This window comes from Phenylobacterium sp., assembly GCF_031181185.1.
Classification (GTDB): domain Bacteria; phylum Pseudomonadota; class Alphaproteobacteria; order Caulobacterales; family Caulobacteraceae; genus Phenylobacterium.
This window is the reverse complement of record NZ_JAPSKZ010000078.1, coordinates 1-16,762: the sequence shown is the minus strand read 5'-3', so window position 1 is coordinate 16,762 and position 16,762 is coordinate 1. Positions and strand designations below refer to the sequence as shown.

Here is a 16,762-nt window from a genome sequence, read left to right as displayed (position 1 = left end):
CGTCTCCAGCTCGAAGACATCGTCCTCGTCCGCCGGCTCTGCCAGCGGCGCGAAGCCTTCCGCCGCCTCGAAGTCTTCGCGGGCGAACGACGGACGCACCGGATCGACGCTGGCCTCGGGCAGCGGCTCGGCGCGCGAGAAGAGTTCGGGTCCGAACGGCCCCCGCGGCGGCGCGTCTGGGTCGACGACCGTCGCGACCGGCGCCTGGCCCTGCAGCCGGGCGTGGGCTTCCTCCACCAGGCGGGCCGTGCGGGCCTCGCTTTCGCGCAGGCGCCCAGCCAGGTCGTCGGCGGCCCGCTCGTGACGCTGTTCGATCCGTTCGGTGACGCGGGCGACCTGCTGGCCCACGTCTTCGATGGCCCGAGCCGTTCGCTGCTCCGCCGCCACCAAGCGGTCGGAGAAGAGGTCCGTGATGCGGCCGATCTCGGCGCCGAACCGCTCGAGCGACTCCGCCTGGGTCTGCTCGGCCCTGGCCAGGCGCGCTTCGACGGCGCCGGCCACCCGGGCGATCTCGCCGCCGACCTGCTCCAGCGCACCGGCACTCTGCTGCTCGGCGGCCGCCAGCCGGCGGTTCAGCGCCTCGGCCATGGCCAGCATCTGCCGGCCCATCTGCTCGACGGCCTGGGCCGAGCGACGCTCGCCGGCCTCGATCCGCGAAATCCGGTCCTCGAGGATCCGCAGCGCCTCGGCCGAACGGGGGCCAGCGGGCTCTTCGATCTCCAGGCGGGCGAGCCGCTCAGTGATGACGTGGTGTTCGCGCTCGGCGGTCTCGACGCGGGCGAGCGCTTGACGCACGGAGTGCTCGACGCCCGAGATTGCGAGCCCCGTCCGCGTCTCCGACGCCTCGATCCGGTCAGCCAGGCGATCCAGGGCGTAGGCGACGCGGTTGAAATCCTGCGTCGGCGGCTGGGGCGAGAACCGCGGCAGCGGCTCATAGGCCGTCCGGTGCGGCCGCTCGGAAAACTGCGACTCGTGGGTGACGTCCTCGGGCCCGTCGTCCTCGAGGATCACGCGATTCAGCCACTCGCCGAGCGTCATACCCGAACGCCGGGCGAGGTCCTTGGCGACCTCGCGGGCCTTCGGGTCGATCCCCTTGACGCTCCAGGGCGCCCCCGCCGTCATCGAATCGCGTCTCCCAACCACCTAGGACGCTACCCACCGATTCTGGGGGTGTAAACGCGGCCTTAACGCTATTAGTTGTGGCGAGGGCCCGTTCCTGTGGATCATCGGGCCGGCCTGCGCTACCCCGCCGCGCATGGACCTCCGCACCACCCTGATCGTGATGAGCGCCCTGGCGGCGCTGGGCGTCTTCGCCGGCTGGCGCGGCGCGCGGCCGCCGAACCCGCACAAGGGGCCGCGTATGGCCCCGTGGCGCTTCATCATGCTGCTCGCGGCGGCCGGCGTGGTGCTGATGGCGGTGCACGCCGTCAACCTGCTGGGCGTGACGACGGGGAACGTCCGCTAGTCGGCGCGCTTGGGCCGCTTCGCCAGGCCTGCGACGCCGCCGGAGGTGAGCAGGCCCACGTCGGCGAGCACGATCGGGATGGTCCACTTGCGCGGCGCGGCGACATAGCGGGGCCGCCACAGCGGGTCCCACTTGTTCTTGAATTCGCGCACGCCCTGGAAGTTGTAGAAGTCCTCGGCGTTCTCGAAGAGCAGGCTGCCGACCCGGGACATCATCGGCGCGAGCGGCCGATCCTTCAGGCCGGCCAGCGGCGCCATGCCGAAATCGAACGCGCCATAGCCCTGGGCCACGCCCCACTTGAGGAGCTCGACGAACAGGAAGTCCATGATGCGCTTGGGCCCCTCGTCGACGTAGCGCATCAGATCGATGGAGAAGGCCGAGCGGTCGGCCACCGGCCACAGCGTGGCGAAGGCGATGATCCGCCCTTCGAACCGCACGACCGCGACCGGGAACTCCTGCACGTAGCGGGGGTGGAAGCCGCCCATCGTGAAGCCTTTCTCCCCGCCGGCGTGGGCGGCGAGCCAGGCGTCGGAGATCCTCTGCAGGTCGGGCATCAGCGGGGCGACGCCCTCTGGGGGTACAACCTCGAACTGCGCGCCCGCGTCCGCCGCCTGGCGCCAGGCGCGCCTGGCCTTGCCCCGCCGAGTGCCCTCGATGCTGAAACCCTGCAGCGGCAGGACGGCCACCTCGCCGATCTTCTGGATCGAGAAGCCCATCTCGACCACGTCAGGCAGGTCCTCGGCGTCCAGCGCATAGATGGCCGGCCGCGCGGCATGGGCGTCGGCCAATTCCCGGAAGCGCCAGAGCAGTTCCAGCTTCTCGTCGGGCCGGCCGACAGGCGGCGCCAGCGCGATCCAGCTTCGGCCGCGCACCCCGAACATCAGGAAGCTCTCGCCAGACGGCGAGAACAGGAAGCGCTTGTCGCCTAGCAGCGCCAGGTTCGAATTCGGCCTCGCCCCGCCGGCGCCGGCGCTGGCCAGGATCTGCCGGACGCGGGCGAACTCAGGATCGTCCTCGCCCACGATCGGCGGCGTGGCGGCTGAGCCAAGCATGCGCCAGAGCCCGAACGCCAGCAGCGCGATGGCCGCGGCGGCCCATCCGCGGATCGACCGGGCCACATCGTCGTCGACCATCACCCGCCAGAAAGGCGCATCGCCATAGTCCGCGTTCTGGTAAGACCAGAAGCCGATCAGGCCGGCGCCCAGCAGCAGGCAGGCGGCAGAGAACAGCCAACCGGGCGTGACCTCCATGCGCGACAGCCGGGCCGTCCGCGGGAACGCGCCGCGGAACGGGGCCAGCGCCGCGGCCGCGGCCAGCAGGATCGCGGTGTCCTCCCAGACGATGCCCTTCTCCAGGCTTAAGGGGGCGGCGATCAGCAGCACGATCATCGTGGCCGCCCAGGCCGCGCCCAGACGCGCGCGCAGGCCGAACGCCAGGATCACCAGCGTCAGGCCCAAGAGGCTCGAGATCAGGTGGCTGAGCTCGATGAGGATGACCGGCGTCATCTCCATGAGCTGCAAGAAGCGCTCAGGCTCCGACGGCCGGGCGCCGGACGCCAGCAGCATCGCGCCACAGCCGAGCGCCACCAGCGCGGCCATGGTCGGCGCGGCGGCGAAGGCGGCCGGTTTCAGGTCCCTCAGGAATCGCACGCCGGCTCCATAGCCGAACTGGCGACCGGAAGCTCAAACAACTGTTTCATGTCCCTTGCTCCCGCGCGGACCGGCGCTAGAGTTGGGACCGCAGCTTTTTCGAAAAGGGAGGACGCCATGGCCGACTTTGGCGGCGCCGAGCTCGACGCATTCCGCACCGAGGTCCGCGCGTGGTTGGAGGCGAACTATCCCCCCGAACTGCGCGACGCGCAGGCGAAGACCGACCCCGAAGCCATCTGGGGCGGGCGGCCGTTCCAGGGCTCGACCGATCCGCAGATCGTCTGGATGCGCCGCATGGCCGAGAAGGGCTGGACCGCGCCCACCTGGCCCAAGGAATACGGCGGCGGCGGCCTTTCGCCGCAACAGGCCCGCGTGCTGAACGAAGAGCTCGCCGTCGGACGTTATCGCCAGCCGCTGGCCTCCTTCGGCATCTGGATGCTGGGGCCGGTGCTGCTCGAGTACGCCAATGAGGAGCAAAAGCGCGAACACCTGCCGAAGATCGTGGGCGGCGAGATCCGCTGGTGCCAGGGCTATTCCGAGCCGGGCGCGGGCTCGGACCTCGCGGGGCTGCAGACCAAGTGCGAGGACAAGGGCGACCACTGGCTGATCAACGGATCGAAGATCTGGACCAGCTACGCCAACAAGGCCGACTGGTGCTTCTGCCTCGTGCGGACCGACAACACCAAGAAGCACGAGGGCATCAGCTTCATCCTGATCGACATGAAGACGCCGGGCGTGGAGACGCGGCCGATTTCGCTGATCAGCGGTGAGAGCCCGTTCTGCGAGACGTTCTTCACCGACGTGAAGGTGCCAAAGGAGAACCTGGTCGGCCGGGTGAACGGCGGGTGGGAGATCGCCAAGCGCCTGCTGCAGTACGAACGCCAGAACATCTCCGCCGGCTTCGGCGAAGGCGGCAGCGCGGGCGGCGCGGCCGGCGACCTGGCCAAGATCGCCAAGCGCTACGTGGGCGCCGACGCGAGCGGCCGGCTCGAAGATGGCGACCTGCGCGCGCGCATCACCAAGAACAAGATGGACTTCGCGGCGCTGCGCCAGACCATCGCTCGCTCCGCGGCGGAGTCGAAGGCTGGCAACGGTCCCTCGGCCGCCACCTCCATCATCAAGTACGCCGCCGCTGAGTTCGCCAAGGAGCGATCCGAGCTGATGGTCGAGGCCATGGGCCACCAAGGCCTGGGCTGGGACGGCGAAGGCTACGAGCCGGCCGAGATCTTGGCGGTTCGCGGCTGGCTGCGCACCAAGGCCAACTCGATCGAGGGCGGTACGTCCGAGATCAACCTGAACGTCATCGCCAAACGGGTCCTGGGATTGCCGGACCCGAAGTAAGTATTTGAGTTTTCAATTGAACATAGAGCCGGAGATTTCCAGATGGCCGATTTTGGAGGAAGCGATCTAGACGCCTTCCGCACCGAGGTGCGCGATTGGGTAGCGGCGAATTTCCCGCCGTCGCTCAAGGGCAAGGGTCCGGCGATCGGACCTGAGCGGGCGAGCGAGACCGCCGAGCAGAAGGCGTGGCGCCTGGCCGTAGGCGAGAAGGGTTGGGGCGTTCCCACCTGGCCCAAGCAGTACGGCGGCGGCGGCCTGACCCCGGCCGAGGCCCGAGTGGTGAACCAGGAGTTCGGCCGCGCCGGGGCCTACAACCCCATCGTCGGCATGGGCACCATGATGTTCGGGCCTACGCTGCTGGAATACGGCAACGAGGAGCAGAAGAAGCGCCACATCCCGTTGATCGCGACCGGCGAGGTCCAGTGGTGCCAAGGGTTCAGCGAACCCGGCGCCGGCTCCGATCTCGCGGCGCTGCAGACGCGCGCCGAGGACAAGGGCGATCACTTCCTGGTCAACGGCCAGAAGATCTGGACGTCCGGGGCGCAGTGGGCCGACTGGTGCTTCTGCCTGGTGCGCACCGACACCACGAAGAAGCACGAGGGCATCTCCTTCGTGCTGTTCGACATGAAGACGCCGGGCGTCGAGGTGCGGCCGATCCAGCTGATCAGCGGAAATAGCCCCTTCTGCGAGACGTTCCTCACCGACGTGAAGGTGCCGAAGGAGAACCTCGTCGGGCCGCTGAACGGCGGCTGGACGATCGGCAAGCGCCTGCTGCAGCACGAGCGCAACGGCCTGGCGGGCGGCGGCGGCAGCGCCGGCCGTTACGGCTCGGGCCGCGCGCCTGAGCAGCTGGCGAAGGAGTACGTCGGCCTCGATGAGAAGGGACGCATCGCCGACGGCGACCTGCGGACCCGAGTGGCCAAGAACGCCATGGACCTGAAGGCCTTCCAGCTCACCGCCATCCGCGCGATGCAGGAGGCCAAGGGCAATCAGGGCCCCTCGGCGGCCACCTCCATCATGAAGAACGCCGCCAGCCAGACCCTGCAGGAGCGGGCCGAACTCTGCATCGAGATCCTGGGCAGCCAGGGCCTCGGCTGGGAAGGCGACGGCTTCTCGGAGGAAGAGCTGACGTTCGTCCGCAACTGGCTGGGCGGCAAGGCGACCACGATCTACGGCGGCTCGCAGGAGGTGCAGAACAACATCATCTCCAAGCGCATCCTGGGTCTGCCCGACGCCACGAAATCCGCTTGACCACGCAGCGAAACCAGAGATTTAGGGAAACACGAACATGGCCGTTCTGACCGAAGAACAGAACATGCTGCGCGACGCGGCCAAGAGCTGGGTCCAGGAGAAGAGCCCGGTCACCGCCTTCCGCAAGATGCGCGATTCCGGCGCCGAGCTGGGCTACGACGTCGCCGCCTGGAACGAGATGGCCGAGATGGGCTGGGCCGGGGTGATCATCCCCGAGGAGTACGGCGGCTCGGCCTTCGGCTACCTCTCGATGGGCCTGGTCCTTGAGGAGACCGGCCGCACGCTGACCGCCTCGCCCCTGCTGGCCTCGGCCTTGGGCGCGGCCTCGGCCCTGGTGCTGGGCGGCTCGGAAGAGCAGAAGCAAGCCTGGCTGCCGAAGATCGCCGCCGGCGAGATCGTTGCGACGCTCGCGGTCGACGAGGGCCCGCACCACAACCCCGAGAAGTGCGAGACCGCTTTCAGCGGCGGCAAGATCACAGGGAAGAAGACCTTCGTCCTGGAAGGCATGGCGGCCGATCTGCTGGTCGTCTCGGCCAAGGGGCCGGACGGCGTGGGCCTCTACCTCGTGAACGCCGACGACGCGGGCGTGAAGCGTCAGCGGCTGCAACTGGCGGACAGCCGGGGCGCGGCCAACATCGAGTTCTCCGGCGCGGCCGCCGAGCCGCTGTCCGGCGGCTTTGGGACGCTCGAGAAGACCCTCGACCGCGCCCGCGCCGGCCTTTCCGCCGAGATGCTGGGCGCCGCCAGCCAGGCCTTCGAGACGACTCTCGACTACCTGAAGACGCGCGTGCAGTTTGGACAGGTCATCGGCAGCTTCCAGGCGCTGCAGCACCGGGCGGCCAAGATGTTCACCGAGCTCGAGCTCGCCCGCTCGACCGTCGAGGCGGCGCTGACGGCCATCGACAACGACAGCCCCGACGTGCCGGAGCTCGTCAGCCTGGCCAAGGCCAAGATGGGCGACACCTTCCATCTGGTCTCGAACGAAATGGTCCAGATGCACGGCGGCATCGGCATGACCGACGCCCACGACGCCGGCTTCTTCCTTAAGCGTGCTCGGGCCGCGGAAGCCGCCTTCGGCAACCAGGCCTATCACCGCGATCGCTACGCCCGGATCAACGGGTACTAGAGATCAGCGGCTGACCTCAGCCTCTGTATCCAGGATCCCCGCCGGTCGACCTGCCGGCGGGGTTTTCTGTAGGGGTGGACCTCCGCCAAGGGCGGCGTCGCCGCTCGGCAGGCCGTACCGTGCGTCGGGAAAGCTTCCTGGCGCGTTCTCCTGAGGGCGGCGCAGGCCGCCTCCCGGAGTTGCACGCCGCCGATGGAAATGCGCCACCCTCATTCGCCGACCGTTCCGCCGCCCCAGCCGCCCGGACTGAACTCTGCACTGGCCCGGAACATCACGGCCCTGCAGGAGCGGCAGCGCCGGGAGGAAAGACGCGCAACCTTCCAGGACAAGCTGGCCGGCGCGGTCACCGCCTTCACCGGGAGCATGACCTTCGTCTACGTCCACCTGGCGATCCTCGCCGTCTGGGTGGCCATCAACGTCGGGCTGGTTCCGGCCGTACCCCGGTTCGATCGGACGTTCGTGATCCTCGCGACCGCCGCGTCGGTGGAAGCGATCTTCCTGTCCACCTTCGTTCTCATCAGCCAGAACCGCGCGGCGAAGGTCGCGGACCGGCGCGCCGATCTCGACCTCCAGATCAACCTGCTGACCGAGCACGAGGTCACGCGGCTGATAAAGCTGACCACCGCCATCGCCGAGCACCTCGGGATCCGCGAAAGCCAAGATCCGACCCTGCGGGAGCTTGAGCGGGATGTCGCGCCGGAGGCGGTGCTCGACACCCTAGAGCGAACGAAGGGGGACTAGGACGACGGACGCAGCCTTGCTCGCAGCGCCATCCGGCAATCCGCGCGCGCGGCGAGCCGGCGTGAGGCGCACGCACGTCACGTCTGGCCCCTGGCCCGGCCGTGTGCTTTGAACCTGCATATGCAGGCCTTAGGGAGGACGCATGCTCAACCACGTCATGGTCGGAACGAACGACCTCGATCGCGCCAAGCGCTTCTACGATGCCGTCCTGGGGACGCTGGGAGCCGGCGAGCCGTTCCGCCACACGGCGGAGAGCGGCCATACGCGCCTTTTCTATATGCATGACGGCAGCACGTTCTGCGTCAGCGAGCCCATCAACGGCGAGCCGGCGACCCACGCCAATGGCGGCACGATCGGCTTCAAGTGCAGCTCGCCTGAACAGGTGAAGGCGTTCCACGACACGGCGGTCGCGCACGGCGGCGCCTCGATCGAGGAGCCGCCCGGTCTGCGCAGCGGCTCGCTGGGGCCGATGCACCTGGCCTACGTCCGCGACCCGGATGGTAACAAGCTCTGCGCCATCCACCGGCCGGGCTGACGCCGCCGTCGCATCGAGGGATGGCCTGAAAACGAGAGGCCCCGGCTGAGGGTGTGACAGTCCTCCGGCCGGGGCGGTAGGTCTCGTGCCAGCGACTGGAGAGCCGACGCGGGTTGATGTTCCAGCGTCCAGGGAACGCCTCGCGCGGCCCGAGCCGACCGCGATCAACGGCGGTAGCCTAGCATTGCTGTGGATAAGGGCCAAACAGGATCGTGGGCCAAGGCCGCGCCTCCGGAGGCGCGGCCCTGACGCTCTCCTCGTCAGGGCCGCACTCAGCCAGCCGTCGCGCGCTTTTTTGGGCTCGGGACGCGCGCCACGTTTGACTGCTGCGCCGGCTCGCGGCGCATCCGATCGCGACTTCCGGCCTGGTCACGAAGCCGAAGGTCGCGGGGAAGACGGCGCCGCGTTCGCCCACCCCTAGGTCGGGTCGAAGAATTTCTTCTAGAAAGAGGCGAACAGCGTCGCACCGACGGTGATCGGACGCTGTGGCGTGATCTGGCGCGCCTGCGGGGCCGTGAACGGATTGCCGAACGAGAAGGTGTCGCGGAACGAGTCCAGCGCGTTGGTGACGAACACCTGCGCCCCCCGCCCGTCGCGGCTGATCTCGCCCAGGAGGCGCGTCTGAGTGAAGCCGCCCGTCCGAGGCAGCAAGGCGTCGAACGACACCCGCGACAGGCCGACGTAGATCGCTTGGCCGACGATCCGAGCCGTCCAGTCGCCGAACACCGGCCGCTCATAGGCCACCAGGGCGCCCCCGGAGATCGGCGGAGCGCCAGGCAGATTGTTCGCCAGCACGGGGATGAACTCTAGGTTCGCGTTGGTGGTACGGGTGCGCGACACGCGCCCGTTCAGCTGGGCCAGGAAGCCGTTGTCGGTGCGGAAGGCGACCTCGGCCTCAACCCCCAAGACGCGGGCGTCGCCCGCATTAGTCGTATAAGGGATGCCGGACTCCAGAAACTGATCGGTCTGGAGGTCCCTCCAGACATCGTAATAGATCGCGGAGCTTAGCGAGAGGCGACGCTGCCAGCGCTCCAGCTTCACGCCGACCTCGTAGTTGCGCAGGCGGTCCGACGAAAAGGTCTCACGCGCCACAGGCGCCGGTTGCGCCCCGCCCGTGTTCACGCCGCCGGGCCGGAAGCCCTCGCTGACAACGGCATAGAGAAGGTCGCCGTTCTCGAACTGGCGCTGCAGAGAAATCTTCGGCGAGAAGCCGGTGAACTGATTGCTGCGGTCCAGGCTGCGTGGCGCGAAGCGCTCGGACACCACGTCCGAGCGGATGCGTCGGTCGATGTCATAGAAGCGTCCGCCCAGGGCCAGCGTCCAGCCAGGCGCAGGCTCGTACGAGAGCTCGCCGTAACCGGCCAGTTCGCGGATCGTCTCGTGCCGCTGTTCGGAATAGACGGAAACATTGGGGCGGCCGGGGTTCTGGGCCAGGAGCTCGCTGGGGGACCTGAGCCGCGCTTCCGAGGCGTACAGCCCCACCAGCCACTCCAGCTTCGACACGCCGCGGGAGGTGAGGAAGACATCCTGCACCCACATGCGGGTGCGGGTGCGTTCGGAATAGGCCGAGGTCTGAGCCTGATCGGTGTAGTTCGCCTGAACGGGCGTGGCGTCGAACAGGCTGCCATAGGTGTGGCGCACAAAGCCGGTGGCGGACGTCAACTCCACGCCGCTCCATGAACGACGCACCGTAGCGGTCGCCAGCTCGATGTCGTTCACGTGAGGTTCGGGGATCAGCACCGCACGTTTGCGGCCGATTCCGCGGATCGTGTAGTGCGTGTCCTCGGACCTCAAGCTCTGGGCGGCGCCCGTCAGAGTGATCGAAAGCGCTTCCCTCGGCTGGACCAGCAGGGTCAGTCGCCCGCCCTGGCGTTCGGTCCGATCGACGTTGCTGCGGTTTTGGACGATGTCGTCGAGATAGCCTCCCTGGACCTCGTGGTAGGCCGACAGGCGCAGGCCAGCCGTCTCGCCCCAGATCGGCACGTTGATGTAGCCCTCGAGCGCGCCGCTGGGCCCACCGCCCTCGGTGCTCGCGCCGGTGACGCGCGCCTCGGCCGACCATTGGTCGAGGTCGGGCTTGCGGGTCACGATCCGGTAGACGCCGCTCATGGCCCCAGCGCCATAGAGCGCGCCCTGCGGACCGCGCGCCACCTCGACCCGCTCGACGTCGACGAGCCGCAGGTCAGGGTCAGGGGCGTTGTAGTTGACCGGGATGTCGTCGAGGAAGGTGGCCACGGTGGAGCGGGCGCGACCGGTGAAGACGCCGTCGGACAGGCCGCGCAGCAGGAGCTTGTTGCGGCCGGGGCCAAGATTGGTGGTCAGCACGCCCGCCATCTGGGCGGCCGCGTCGCCGGGATCGCTGGCGCCCGTCTCATTGAGGCGTCGCCGCGGAATAGCGGTGATGCCGACGGCGAGCTCCCGCGGATCCCGCACGCGTTTGGTGGCGGTCACTAGCAGTTCCCCGACCGTCGTCGGCGGACCGGCTGGCAGACGCGGCGCCTCGACCTGCCGGGCGCGCGAAATCTCGATAGCGCCCGCGGCGACCATCCGCCACTCGCACGGCGCGCCGGCGAGCAGCCGCGAAAGCGCCTCCTCGACCGTCATGGAGCCTGCGACCACACTGCGGGAGACACCTTGGCAGGCGGCCGCGCCGATAAGGGTGACGTTGGCCTGCTGGGCGAGGTCGAGCAGCGCCTCGGGATAGGGCTGCGGCGGGATGCGGAAGCGCACGCGCGTGGACGCGGCCGCGGCAGGGTCGCCGACGCCCAACGTCATGGCGACGCACGCCATGACGGCCCCCAACTCCCTACGCGCGTGGATGGTCAGATCCGCCTCAGCCCCGATAGTCCGAACAGGGCTCGACGTCGGCTATTTCCGAAGCAGCAGCAGCCCCTGCTCGGAAGGTACCGATCTTACGGGGAGCATCAAGGAAAGACGCGTGGCGACCGAGGCGTGGTCGTCCAGCACGATGACGCCGGTGACGGGCAGGCGGGCAAGCGCCGGATCGGTCACCTCGATCTGCTCGACGAACTGGCGGTTGAGGTCGGCCACCACCTCGGCCAGAGGCTCGCCCCGGTAAACAAGGCGGCCCGAACGCCAGCCGAGCGCCTCCTGCGCGTCGACGGCGGTCAAGCGCGCAACGCCGGCCCTGCCGATCGCCAGCCGCTGGCCCGGTCCCAGCGCGAAGGCCTGGCCCGTCTTGGATGAGGCGACGGGTCGCACCTGAACCCGTCCTCGCGCCACGGTCACCGTCACGTCGCCGCTGCGGTTGCGTACGTCGAATTGAGTGCCCAGCACGCGCACCGCGCGGCCCGACGCCTCGACGGTGAACGGCCGCCTCCGATCGTGAGCGATGTCGAAGATCGCTTGGCCGTCGCCCAGCTCGACCCGGCGCTCGCGGCGAGCGAAGCGCACGGTCATTCGCGTCTCAGCATTCAGGTCGACCACCGAGCCGTCGGCGAGGGTGACCCGCTGATGCTGCCCCTTGGCCGTCGAATAGGTCTGGACGTTCGCAGGTCCGTCGAGCGTCGGCAGCACCGCCACGGCGGTCAGGGCCGCGGCGACCGCCATGCCGCCGCCGACCAGCCACCGGCGCGTGGCAGCCGGACGGCGCGCAGCGCGGCGGGTCTCGGCGGCGAGTTCTTCGAGCACGGCCTCGGGGCGCGCCTCGAAGGCGTGCCAGGCGGAAAGCGCGGCGCGATAGGCCTCCCCATTAGCGGGCGAGGCGGCGAGCCAGGCGTCGAATTCTAAGCCGTCGGTCTCTCCGACGTCGTCGCGTTGCAGACGCGCGAGCCAAGCGCTGGCTTGCGCCATCACCTCCTCGTTTCGCGTCGCAATGCTTGTCATCGGCTCGCTCGTGTTCCCGCCGAGAGTCCTGAACAGGAGAAGAGACGGCGCCGAGATGTCGCCCCCCTATGTCGGAGGAAAAACATCACGACCGTAGCCTTTGCGCCAGCTGCTTGATGGCCGCGGCCACGTGCGCCTCCACCATCTTCACCGACACGCCCATCGCCTGGGCGGTCTGCGCCTGGCTCAGCCCTTCCAGCTTGTGCAGCCGGAAGGCGCGGCCCATCTGCGGCGGCAGGTCGGCGACCGCGGCGGCCAGCTGGCGCACGCGCTCCCTGCCCATCACCACCTCGTCGGCCGGGGGCTCCTGCGAGACCTCGTGGCCGCCCAGCACCGCTTGGGTCTCCGTCCGCCATTCGGCGCTGCGGCGCGAGGAGCGCCGAGCGCTGCGGACGTGGTCGACCATCAGGTTCGCCGCCATCCGGTACAGCAGCGCTTCAGGCGCGCGGACCTCCGTCTTCGAATCCAGCCCGGCGATCTTGAGATAAAGGTCCTGCGCGAGGTCTTCGGCCATGGCCATGTCGCGCGTCCGCGCCGCCAGGAACAGGATGAGCTTCTCGCGGCGTTCGAAGAACGCGCGGATCAGCGGGCTCTCCCCGTCCCCACTCTGCGACGGCCCAGGCGGCGCCACCGAACTCCCTTGATCAGCCCGACGCAGCACGCGGGTCGGTGAAACGGCTCTAGGACGGCGTTCGGCGAGAGGCAAGCCGAGCGCCCCGCGATCACAGCCGCCGCGTGACGGTCTCCACCGCATAGGCCGACCACGCGCCGTCGCGATAAGCCTCCCAGATCGCCTCGAAACGCTGTGGCGATACGCGGGAGATGGTCTCCCGCACACGGACGATCCCGCCCTTGGAGCGGGCCTCGCCTTCCAGCACCAGCTTGTCGCCAGCCCACCCCGATGAGCGTACCGTCGCGAAGGTCCCGCTCCCGTCGAAGATCACGCGGATCACCTCGCCGGTCAGCGGGTCCCGCCCCCACATGTCCCGGGCGCTGAGGCCGCCGTCCGCGGACGCGCTGGACCCGGCCAGCCAAGCGCCGCCGGGCGCGGGCTCGATGCGGTAGTCCACCCGGATCACCTCGCCGGTTCCGGGATCCTTGGACGTCACCTCCCAACGCCCGACGAAATAGCGCAGGTCGTCCGTCTGGGCCGCCGCGCCCCCGCCGAAGGTGAGCTGCAAGCCGAACGCCAACACCGCCAGCCGCTTCATCAGGTCCCCCTGTTTCCGGCGAGCGTAGCGCGACGCGGCGCCGCGCTCAGCTTAAAGAGGGGTAACCTGTGCGGCGACGCCGCTACGGCGCGCCCTTCTTGCCCTTGGCCGCCTTCGCGGGAGCGGCCGCCGCGGCCGCTGCCTGCTTCTCGGCCTCGCGAGCGCCGGCCAGGATCGCCGGCAGGGCGTAGTTCCCCTCGTGACAGGCGTACTCGTAGATCACGCCGTTCAGCGGGTGGAAGTTGTACTCGCCACCCCAGGGGGCCTCCCACACGTCGGGGTCCTCGACCGTGAACTGGTAGTTCAGCCGCGTCGGCGACACCCGCGTGAAGCGCTCGGTCACCTTCAGGTTCCTCCAGGAGCCGGCCAGCGCCTGGCCTTGGGGAATGTTGGTCGTCTCGACGACCAGGGTGTCCCCCTCGTACCAGCCGATGGAATCGCCCATCCACGGGCGGACCCCGTCGGTGCGGTGCTTGGAGTTCAGCCGGACGATCCGGTTGTCGTGGATCAGCTCGACGTTGATGACCACCGCGTCCGGCGTCTGCAGGATGCGATAGCTGTTGTTGTAGTAGCCGTTGGACAGCATCGGCGGACCAGCGTTGCGGCCGAAGCCCATGATGCAGCGATCGCCGAGGCCGCGGTATTCGTAGCTGTCGTAGGCGTCGCGGAAGCCGCCGCCGGCCGACGGCGCGCCCGGCTTGCGGGGCGGGAACTGGCCGTTCGGCGTCGTGAGGATGGAGGTCCTGAATTCGCCGTTCACCTCCATGATGTGGTTGCCCGGGTCGATCCAGAAGGTGTTGTAGCCGCCGACGTCCCCGCCGGCCGCCGCGAAGTCCGGCCGGATCTTCACGAGTTCGGACTGCCCGAACTCGGCCTGCAACTGCTCGGTCGATTTGTCGGGATCCGTCTGGGCGTCGGAGTCGGCCAGCGCCTTGGCCCAGACCTTCTCGATCTGCCGCGCCTCCTCGGCCGAGAGCGTCGCCTTGGGGGTGAGGCGCGGATTGCGGGTCAGCGGGGTGAGCGTCGCATTCGACCAGTAGCCCTCAAGGCTAGGCGCGCCCCAGGACGTACGGGGCGCCTTCCAGCCCGGCTGGCGGATGGTCGGATTGACCTGCGGCGCCTGTGCGGCCGCTTCCACCGCGCCGAACAGCGCCAAGGCCGAAACGGCAAGAATAAGCGCAGTGCGCATGATGAACCTCCCTGACCCCCGGGCTTGCAGCCCTCTTTTGCCGGCAGTTTGAGCCTGCGACGCCGCAGGAAGATTTCAGCGCTGAAAGTTCGACGCGGGACGAGCCATGGAAGCGCCGCCTTGACTCGGCCGCGCCGCCGAGGTGGCTTCCGGCCGATGAAGACCTTCGTCCTGGCAGGCGCCTTGGCGCTGTTCGGCGCGGGACGCGCCAGGGCCGCGCCGCCTTGCCCCGGCCGCGCCGCGGTGGGGGCTCCCGGCCGATTACCACCTTGGCCCTGGCCGGCGCCTGGGCGGTGACCACCACCGCGCCCGCGATGGCGCAGACGTCGGCGTTCGACACCCACGTACACCTGCACCAAGGCCAGACGTCGGCCGACGCCTACGACGCGCAACTGAGGACGGACGGGCAGCGGGTGGGCGGCTACGCGGCCATGTGGTTCGGCGGCCCCAACCACGCCGTGGCAGGCAAGCCAGAGGCCATTCGCGCCAGCAACGACGCCTTGATAGCCCTCGCTGCCAAACGCCTCGGCATGCTGCCGGTGGCGACGGTCCACCCTTACGACGGCGAGGCGGCGCTCGCGGAGCTGGAGCGGGTGGCGAAGCTTGGCGTGAAGGTTCTGAAGATCCATCCGCATACGCAGCGCTTCGAGCAGAGCGATCCGCGCGTGCTGGCCCTGGTGCGGCGCGCTGGCGACCTGGGCGTCGTCGTGCTGATGGACAACGCCAATATCCTCCCCGGCGACAGCGAGAAGCTGTTCAACCTGGCCCTGGCGGCGCCGAAGACGAAGTTCATCTTCGCCCACATGGGCTTCATGAACTTCCGGTTCTGGAACGTCCTGAAGGCCGCGCGGACGGCCGAGGGCCTTTTCGGGGACAACATCTACTTCGATATCTCCGCCACCGTGGCGGTGGTCGCGGACTCACCGATCGAGGACGAGTTCGTCTGGACGATCCGCAACGTCGGCGTCGACCACGTGCTGCTGGGCTCCGACTACCCGCAGTACTCGCTGAAGCAGAATGCCGAGGCGCTGGAACGGCTGGGGCTGACCGCCGCCGAGACGGCGAAGATCCGTTCCGAGAACGCGCGCAGGCTGTTCGGAGCCTCCGCCGCGCGCTGAGCGGCTTCGGCCGCGGTCAGCCGCGTGCCCCAGGGAGCGGGGTCACCGCCGACGTACGGGGCAGAAAGACCACGGCGTCGAACTGCCGTTCAAGGTGCGCGGTGATGTAGTGGGACACCTTCTCGCTGGCAGGCGCGTAGACGACGCCCACCGCCCGCTGCAGCTTCCGGCCCGCTCGGGGGAGCCCGCGCAGGATCCTGACCAGCCGTCCATCGCCGGCCTGGCCGGCCAGCTCGGCCTCGTGGCTTCCGGCCAGCGGCTCACGCAAGGTTCGCACCTTGGCGGGTCCGTCCCATTCTTCGGCCGCCAGAACCTTGCCACCCGCCGTCATGAAACCCACTAGGAAGGCCCCGTCGGCCCGGAGGAGCTGACCCAGGCTGAGCTCGCCACGCTCGCGCATCGAGGTCTCGCTGGCGTCGCCGACGTGGGTGTTGTGCGCCCAGATCACCACCTTGGCTGGCTGCCCAGCACGGGAGAGGTGCGAAGCGATCTGGCGAGCGCCGGCCGCCATACGGCGATCCCGAGCATTCCAGGCATAGCCGGTCGTCTGCAGCACGCGGAAATACTCTTCGCCCGCCACGACCGTGGCCGCCGCACGCTCGACCGCGAACCGCACGTCCGCTTGATCCGGCGCCGGCGTCCGCAAGCGGGCGAGCTCGGCCTGCACCGCCTCGGCCGCACTCTCGCACGATGAGCCCCGACGCACCGCCAAGGCATAGCGATCGGTCGAGCGGCCGTGGCGGGCGAAACACTTCAGGTGGACGCGCGCACGCGCCGCGGCGGCCGGGTCAACGCGATCCAAGTAGGCGACGACTGCATCCCCCGCGTCGAACAAGTCGTAGACGTCGAGCCCATAGACGCCGATCCGCTGTTCGACCGGGCGAGCCAGGTTCACGGTCCGTAGTTGCTCCACGAAGTCGCGGAACTCCACATTGCGCCACATCCATCCGGGGAAGGCCCTGAAGTCCGATAGCGCCTCCGCGGCCGAACGGTCGGGCCCCAGCCCGCGCACATAGCGGTTCACGCGCTCCGCGCCCGACCAGTCGCCCTCGATCGCCACGGCGCGGGCGTCGTGGTGAGCGATCAGTTCGTGGGTGAGGCGCGCGCGTTCGACGTAGTACTCGCGCGTGCCGTGGGTCGACTCGCCGAGCAGCACGTAGCGGGCCCGGACGCCGCGCGCAGCAGTTGGGCGTTGTCAGCCGCTGGCGCAGGCGTGGCGGACACACTCGCGACGGTCAGCGCCAACGCGGCGGCGCGCGCGGCCCAATTCCTGAATTTTTGCACAGAGAT

Annotated in this window: 14 protein-coding genes and 1 pseudogene; 7 read left to right on the top strand and 8 right to left on the bottom strand. The window is 69.2% G+C overall.

The window, feature by feature from the left end:
• Positions 1-1,122 (bottom strand): annotated as a pseudogene (locus RIF93_RS11235) (hypothetical protein); the annotation flags it as partial.
• 133 nt (positions 1,123-1,255) lie between these two features.
• On the opposite strand from RIF93_RS11235, the gene RIF93_RS11230 reads away from it, so the two are divergent.
• Complete coding sequence (locus RIF93_RS11230) at positions 1,256-1,465, top strand: hypothetical protein (RefSeq protein WP_309091344.1); 210 nt, start codon at positions 1,256-1,258, stop codon at positions 1,463-1,465.
• On the opposite strand, the gene RIF93_RS11225 is transcribed toward RIF93_RS11230, so the two are convergent.
• Entirely contained in the window at positions 1,462-3,114 is a 1,653-nt protein-coding gene (locus tag RIF93_RS11225; protein ID WP_309091342.1) for a bifunctional lysylphosphatidylglycerol flippase/synthetase MprF, read from the bottom strand. The two genes, RIF93_RS11230 and RIF93_RS11225, sit on opposite strands and share 4 nt — an antisense overlap.
• 117 nt (positions 3,115-3,231) lie before the next feature.
• On the opposite strand from RIF93_RS11225, the gene RIF93_RS11220 reads away from it, so the two are divergent.
• From RIF93_RS11220 to RIF93_RS11200, 5 genes are all read left to right on the top strand, one after another.
• Positions 3,232-4,455 carry an acyl-CoA dehydrogenase family protein gene (locus RIF93_RS11220; protein ID WP_309091340.1) on the top strand — a complete coding sequence of 408 codons (1,224 nt, stop codon included), beginning with the start codon at positions 3,232-3,234 and terminating at the stop codon, positions 4,453-4,455.
• Positions 4,456-4,497: 42 nt separating this feature from the next.
• Positions 4,498-5,706 (top strand): acyl-CoA dehydrogenase family protein, encoded by a 1,209-nt coding sequence (locus RIF93_RS11215; RefSeq protein WP_309091338.1) that lies wholly within the window; start codon positions 4,498-4,500, stop codon positions 5,704-5,706.
• Positions 5,707-5,743: 37 nt separating this feature from the next.
• The gene (locus tag RIF93_RS11210) at positions 5,744-6,832 is read left to right on the top strand and encodes an acyl-CoA dehydrogenase family protein (protein ID WP_309091336.1); all 1,089 of its coding nucleotides are present in this window, start codon (positions 5,744-5,746) and stop codon (positions 6,830-6,832) included.
• A 198-nt stretch (positions 6,833-7,030) separates the two neighbouring features.
• Entirely contained in the window at positions 7,031-7,573 is a 543-nt protein-coding gene (locus tag RIF93_RS11205; protein WP_309091334.1) for a DUF1003 domain-containing protein, read from the top strand.
• Positions 7,574-7,715: 142 nt separating this feature from the next.
• A complete protein-coding gene (locus RIF93_RS11200) occupies positions 7,716-8,108 on the top strand; it encodes a VOC family protein (RefSeq protein WP_309091332.1) in 393 nt (130 codons plus the stop codon).
• Between the two features lie 441 nt (positions 8,109-8,549).
• Here RIF93_RS11200 and RIF93_RS11195 read toward each other — a convergent pair whose 3' ends face one another.
• The 5 genes from RIF93_RS11195 to RIF93_RS11175 all read right to left on the bottom strand — a co-directional run bounded on the left by RIF93_RS11195 (position 8,550) and on the right by RIF93_RS11175 (position 14,354).
• On the bottom strand, positions 8,550-10,898 hold the full coding sequence (locus RIF93_RS11195; RefSeq protein WP_309091330.1) for a TonB-dependent receptor domain-containing protein: 2,349 nt from the start codon (positions 10,896-10,898) through the stop codon (positions 8,550-8,552).
• Between the two features lie 78 nt (positions 10,899-10,976).
• Positions 10,977-11,921, bottom strand: a complete 945-nt coding sequence (locus RIF93_RS11190; protein ID WP_309091328.1) for a FecR domain-containing protein — start codon at positions 11,919-11,921, stop codon at positions 10,977-10,979.
• A 118-nt stretch (positions 11,922-12,039) separates the two neighbouring features.
• The gene (locus tag RIF93_RS11185) at positions 12,040-12,585 is read right to left on the bottom strand and encodes an RNA polymerase sigma factor (protein ID WP_309091326.1); all 546 of its coding nucleotides are present in this window, start codon (positions 12,583-12,585) and stop codon (positions 12,040-12,042) included.
• A 91-nt stretch (positions 12,586-12,676) separates the two neighbouring features.
• On the bottom strand, positions 12,677-13,165 hold the full coding sequence (locus RIF93_RS11180; RefSeq protein WP_309091324.1) for a hypothetical protein: 489 nt from the start codon (positions 13,163-13,165) through the stop codon (positions 12,677-12,679).
• A gap of 82 nt (positions 13,166-13,247) precedes the next feature.
• Positions 13,248-14,354 carry a hypothetical protein gene (locus tag RIF93_RS11175; RefSeq protein ID WP_309091322.1) on the bottom strand — a complete coding sequence of 369 codons (1,107 nt, stop codon included), beginning with the start codon at positions 14,352-14,354 and terminating at the stop codon, positions 13,248-13,250.
• A 269-nt stretch (positions 14,355-14,623) separates the two neighbouring features.
• Between RIF93_RS11175 and RIF93_RS11170 the strand changes: the two genes are divergently transcribed.
• Positions 14,624-15,472 carry an amidohydrolase family protein gene (locus tag RIF93_RS11170; RefSeq protein ID WP_309091320.1) on the top strand — a complete coding sequence of 283 codons (849 nt, stop codon included), beginning with the start codon at positions 14,624-14,626 and terminating at the stop codon, positions 15,470-15,472.
• Between the two features lie 16 nt (positions 15,473-15,488).
• Here RIF93_RS11170 and RIF93_RS11165 read toward each other — a convergent pair whose 3' ends face one another.
• On the bottom strand, positions 15,489-16,628 hold the full coding sequence (locus RIF93_RS11165) for an erythromycin esterase family protein (protein ID WP_309091318.1): 1,140 nt from the start codon (positions 16,626-16,628) through the stop codon (positions 15,489-15,491).
• Between the last annotated feature and the right edge of the window lie 134 nt (positions 16,629-16,762).

Excerpts from the sequence above, each read along its gene's own strand:
- RIF93_RS11220 (WP_309091340.1), top strand. The coding sequence starts at position 3,232 with ATGGCCGACTTTGGCGGCGCCGAGCTCGACGCATTCCGCACCGAGGTC.
- RIF93_RS11210 (WP_309091336.1), top strand. The coding sequence starts at position 5,744 with ATGGCCGTTCTGACCGAAGAACAGAACATGCTGCGCGACGCGGCCAAG.
- RIF93_RS11195 (WP_309091330.1), bottom strand. The coding sequence starts at position 10,898 with ATGGCGTGCGTCGCCATGACGTTGGGCGTCGGCGACCCTGCCGCGGCC.
- RIF93_RS11180 (WP_309091324.1), bottom strand. The coding sequence starts at position 13,165 with ATGAAGCGGCTGGCGGTGTTGGCGTTCGGCTTGCAGCTCACCTTCGGC.
- RIF93_RS11205 (WP_309091334.1), top strand. The coding sequence starts at position 7,031 with ATGCGCCACCCTCATTCGCCGACCGTTCCGCCGCCCCAGCCGCCCGGA.
- RIF93_RS11190 (WP_309091328.1), bottom strand. The coding sequence starts at position 11,921 with ATGGCGCAAGCCAGCGCTTGGCTCGCGCGTCTGCAACGCGACGACGTC.
- RIF93_RS11215 (WP_309091338.1), top strand. The coding sequence starts at position 4,498 with ATGGCCGATTTTGGAGGAAGCGATCTAGACGCCTTCCGCACCGAGGTG.
- RIF93_RS11175 (WP_309091322.1), bottom strand. The coding sequence starts at position 14,354 with ATGCGCACTGCGCTTATTCTTGCCGTTTCGGCCTTGGCGCTGTTCGGC.
- RIF93_RS11230 (WP_309091344.1), top strand. The coding sequence starts at position 1,256 with ATGGACCTCCGCACCACCCTGATCGTGATGAGCGCCCTGGCGGCGCTG.
- RIF93_RS11200 (WP_309091332.1), top strand. The coding sequence starts at position 7,716 with ATGCTCAACCACGTCATGGTCGGAACGAACGACCTCGATCGCGCCAAG.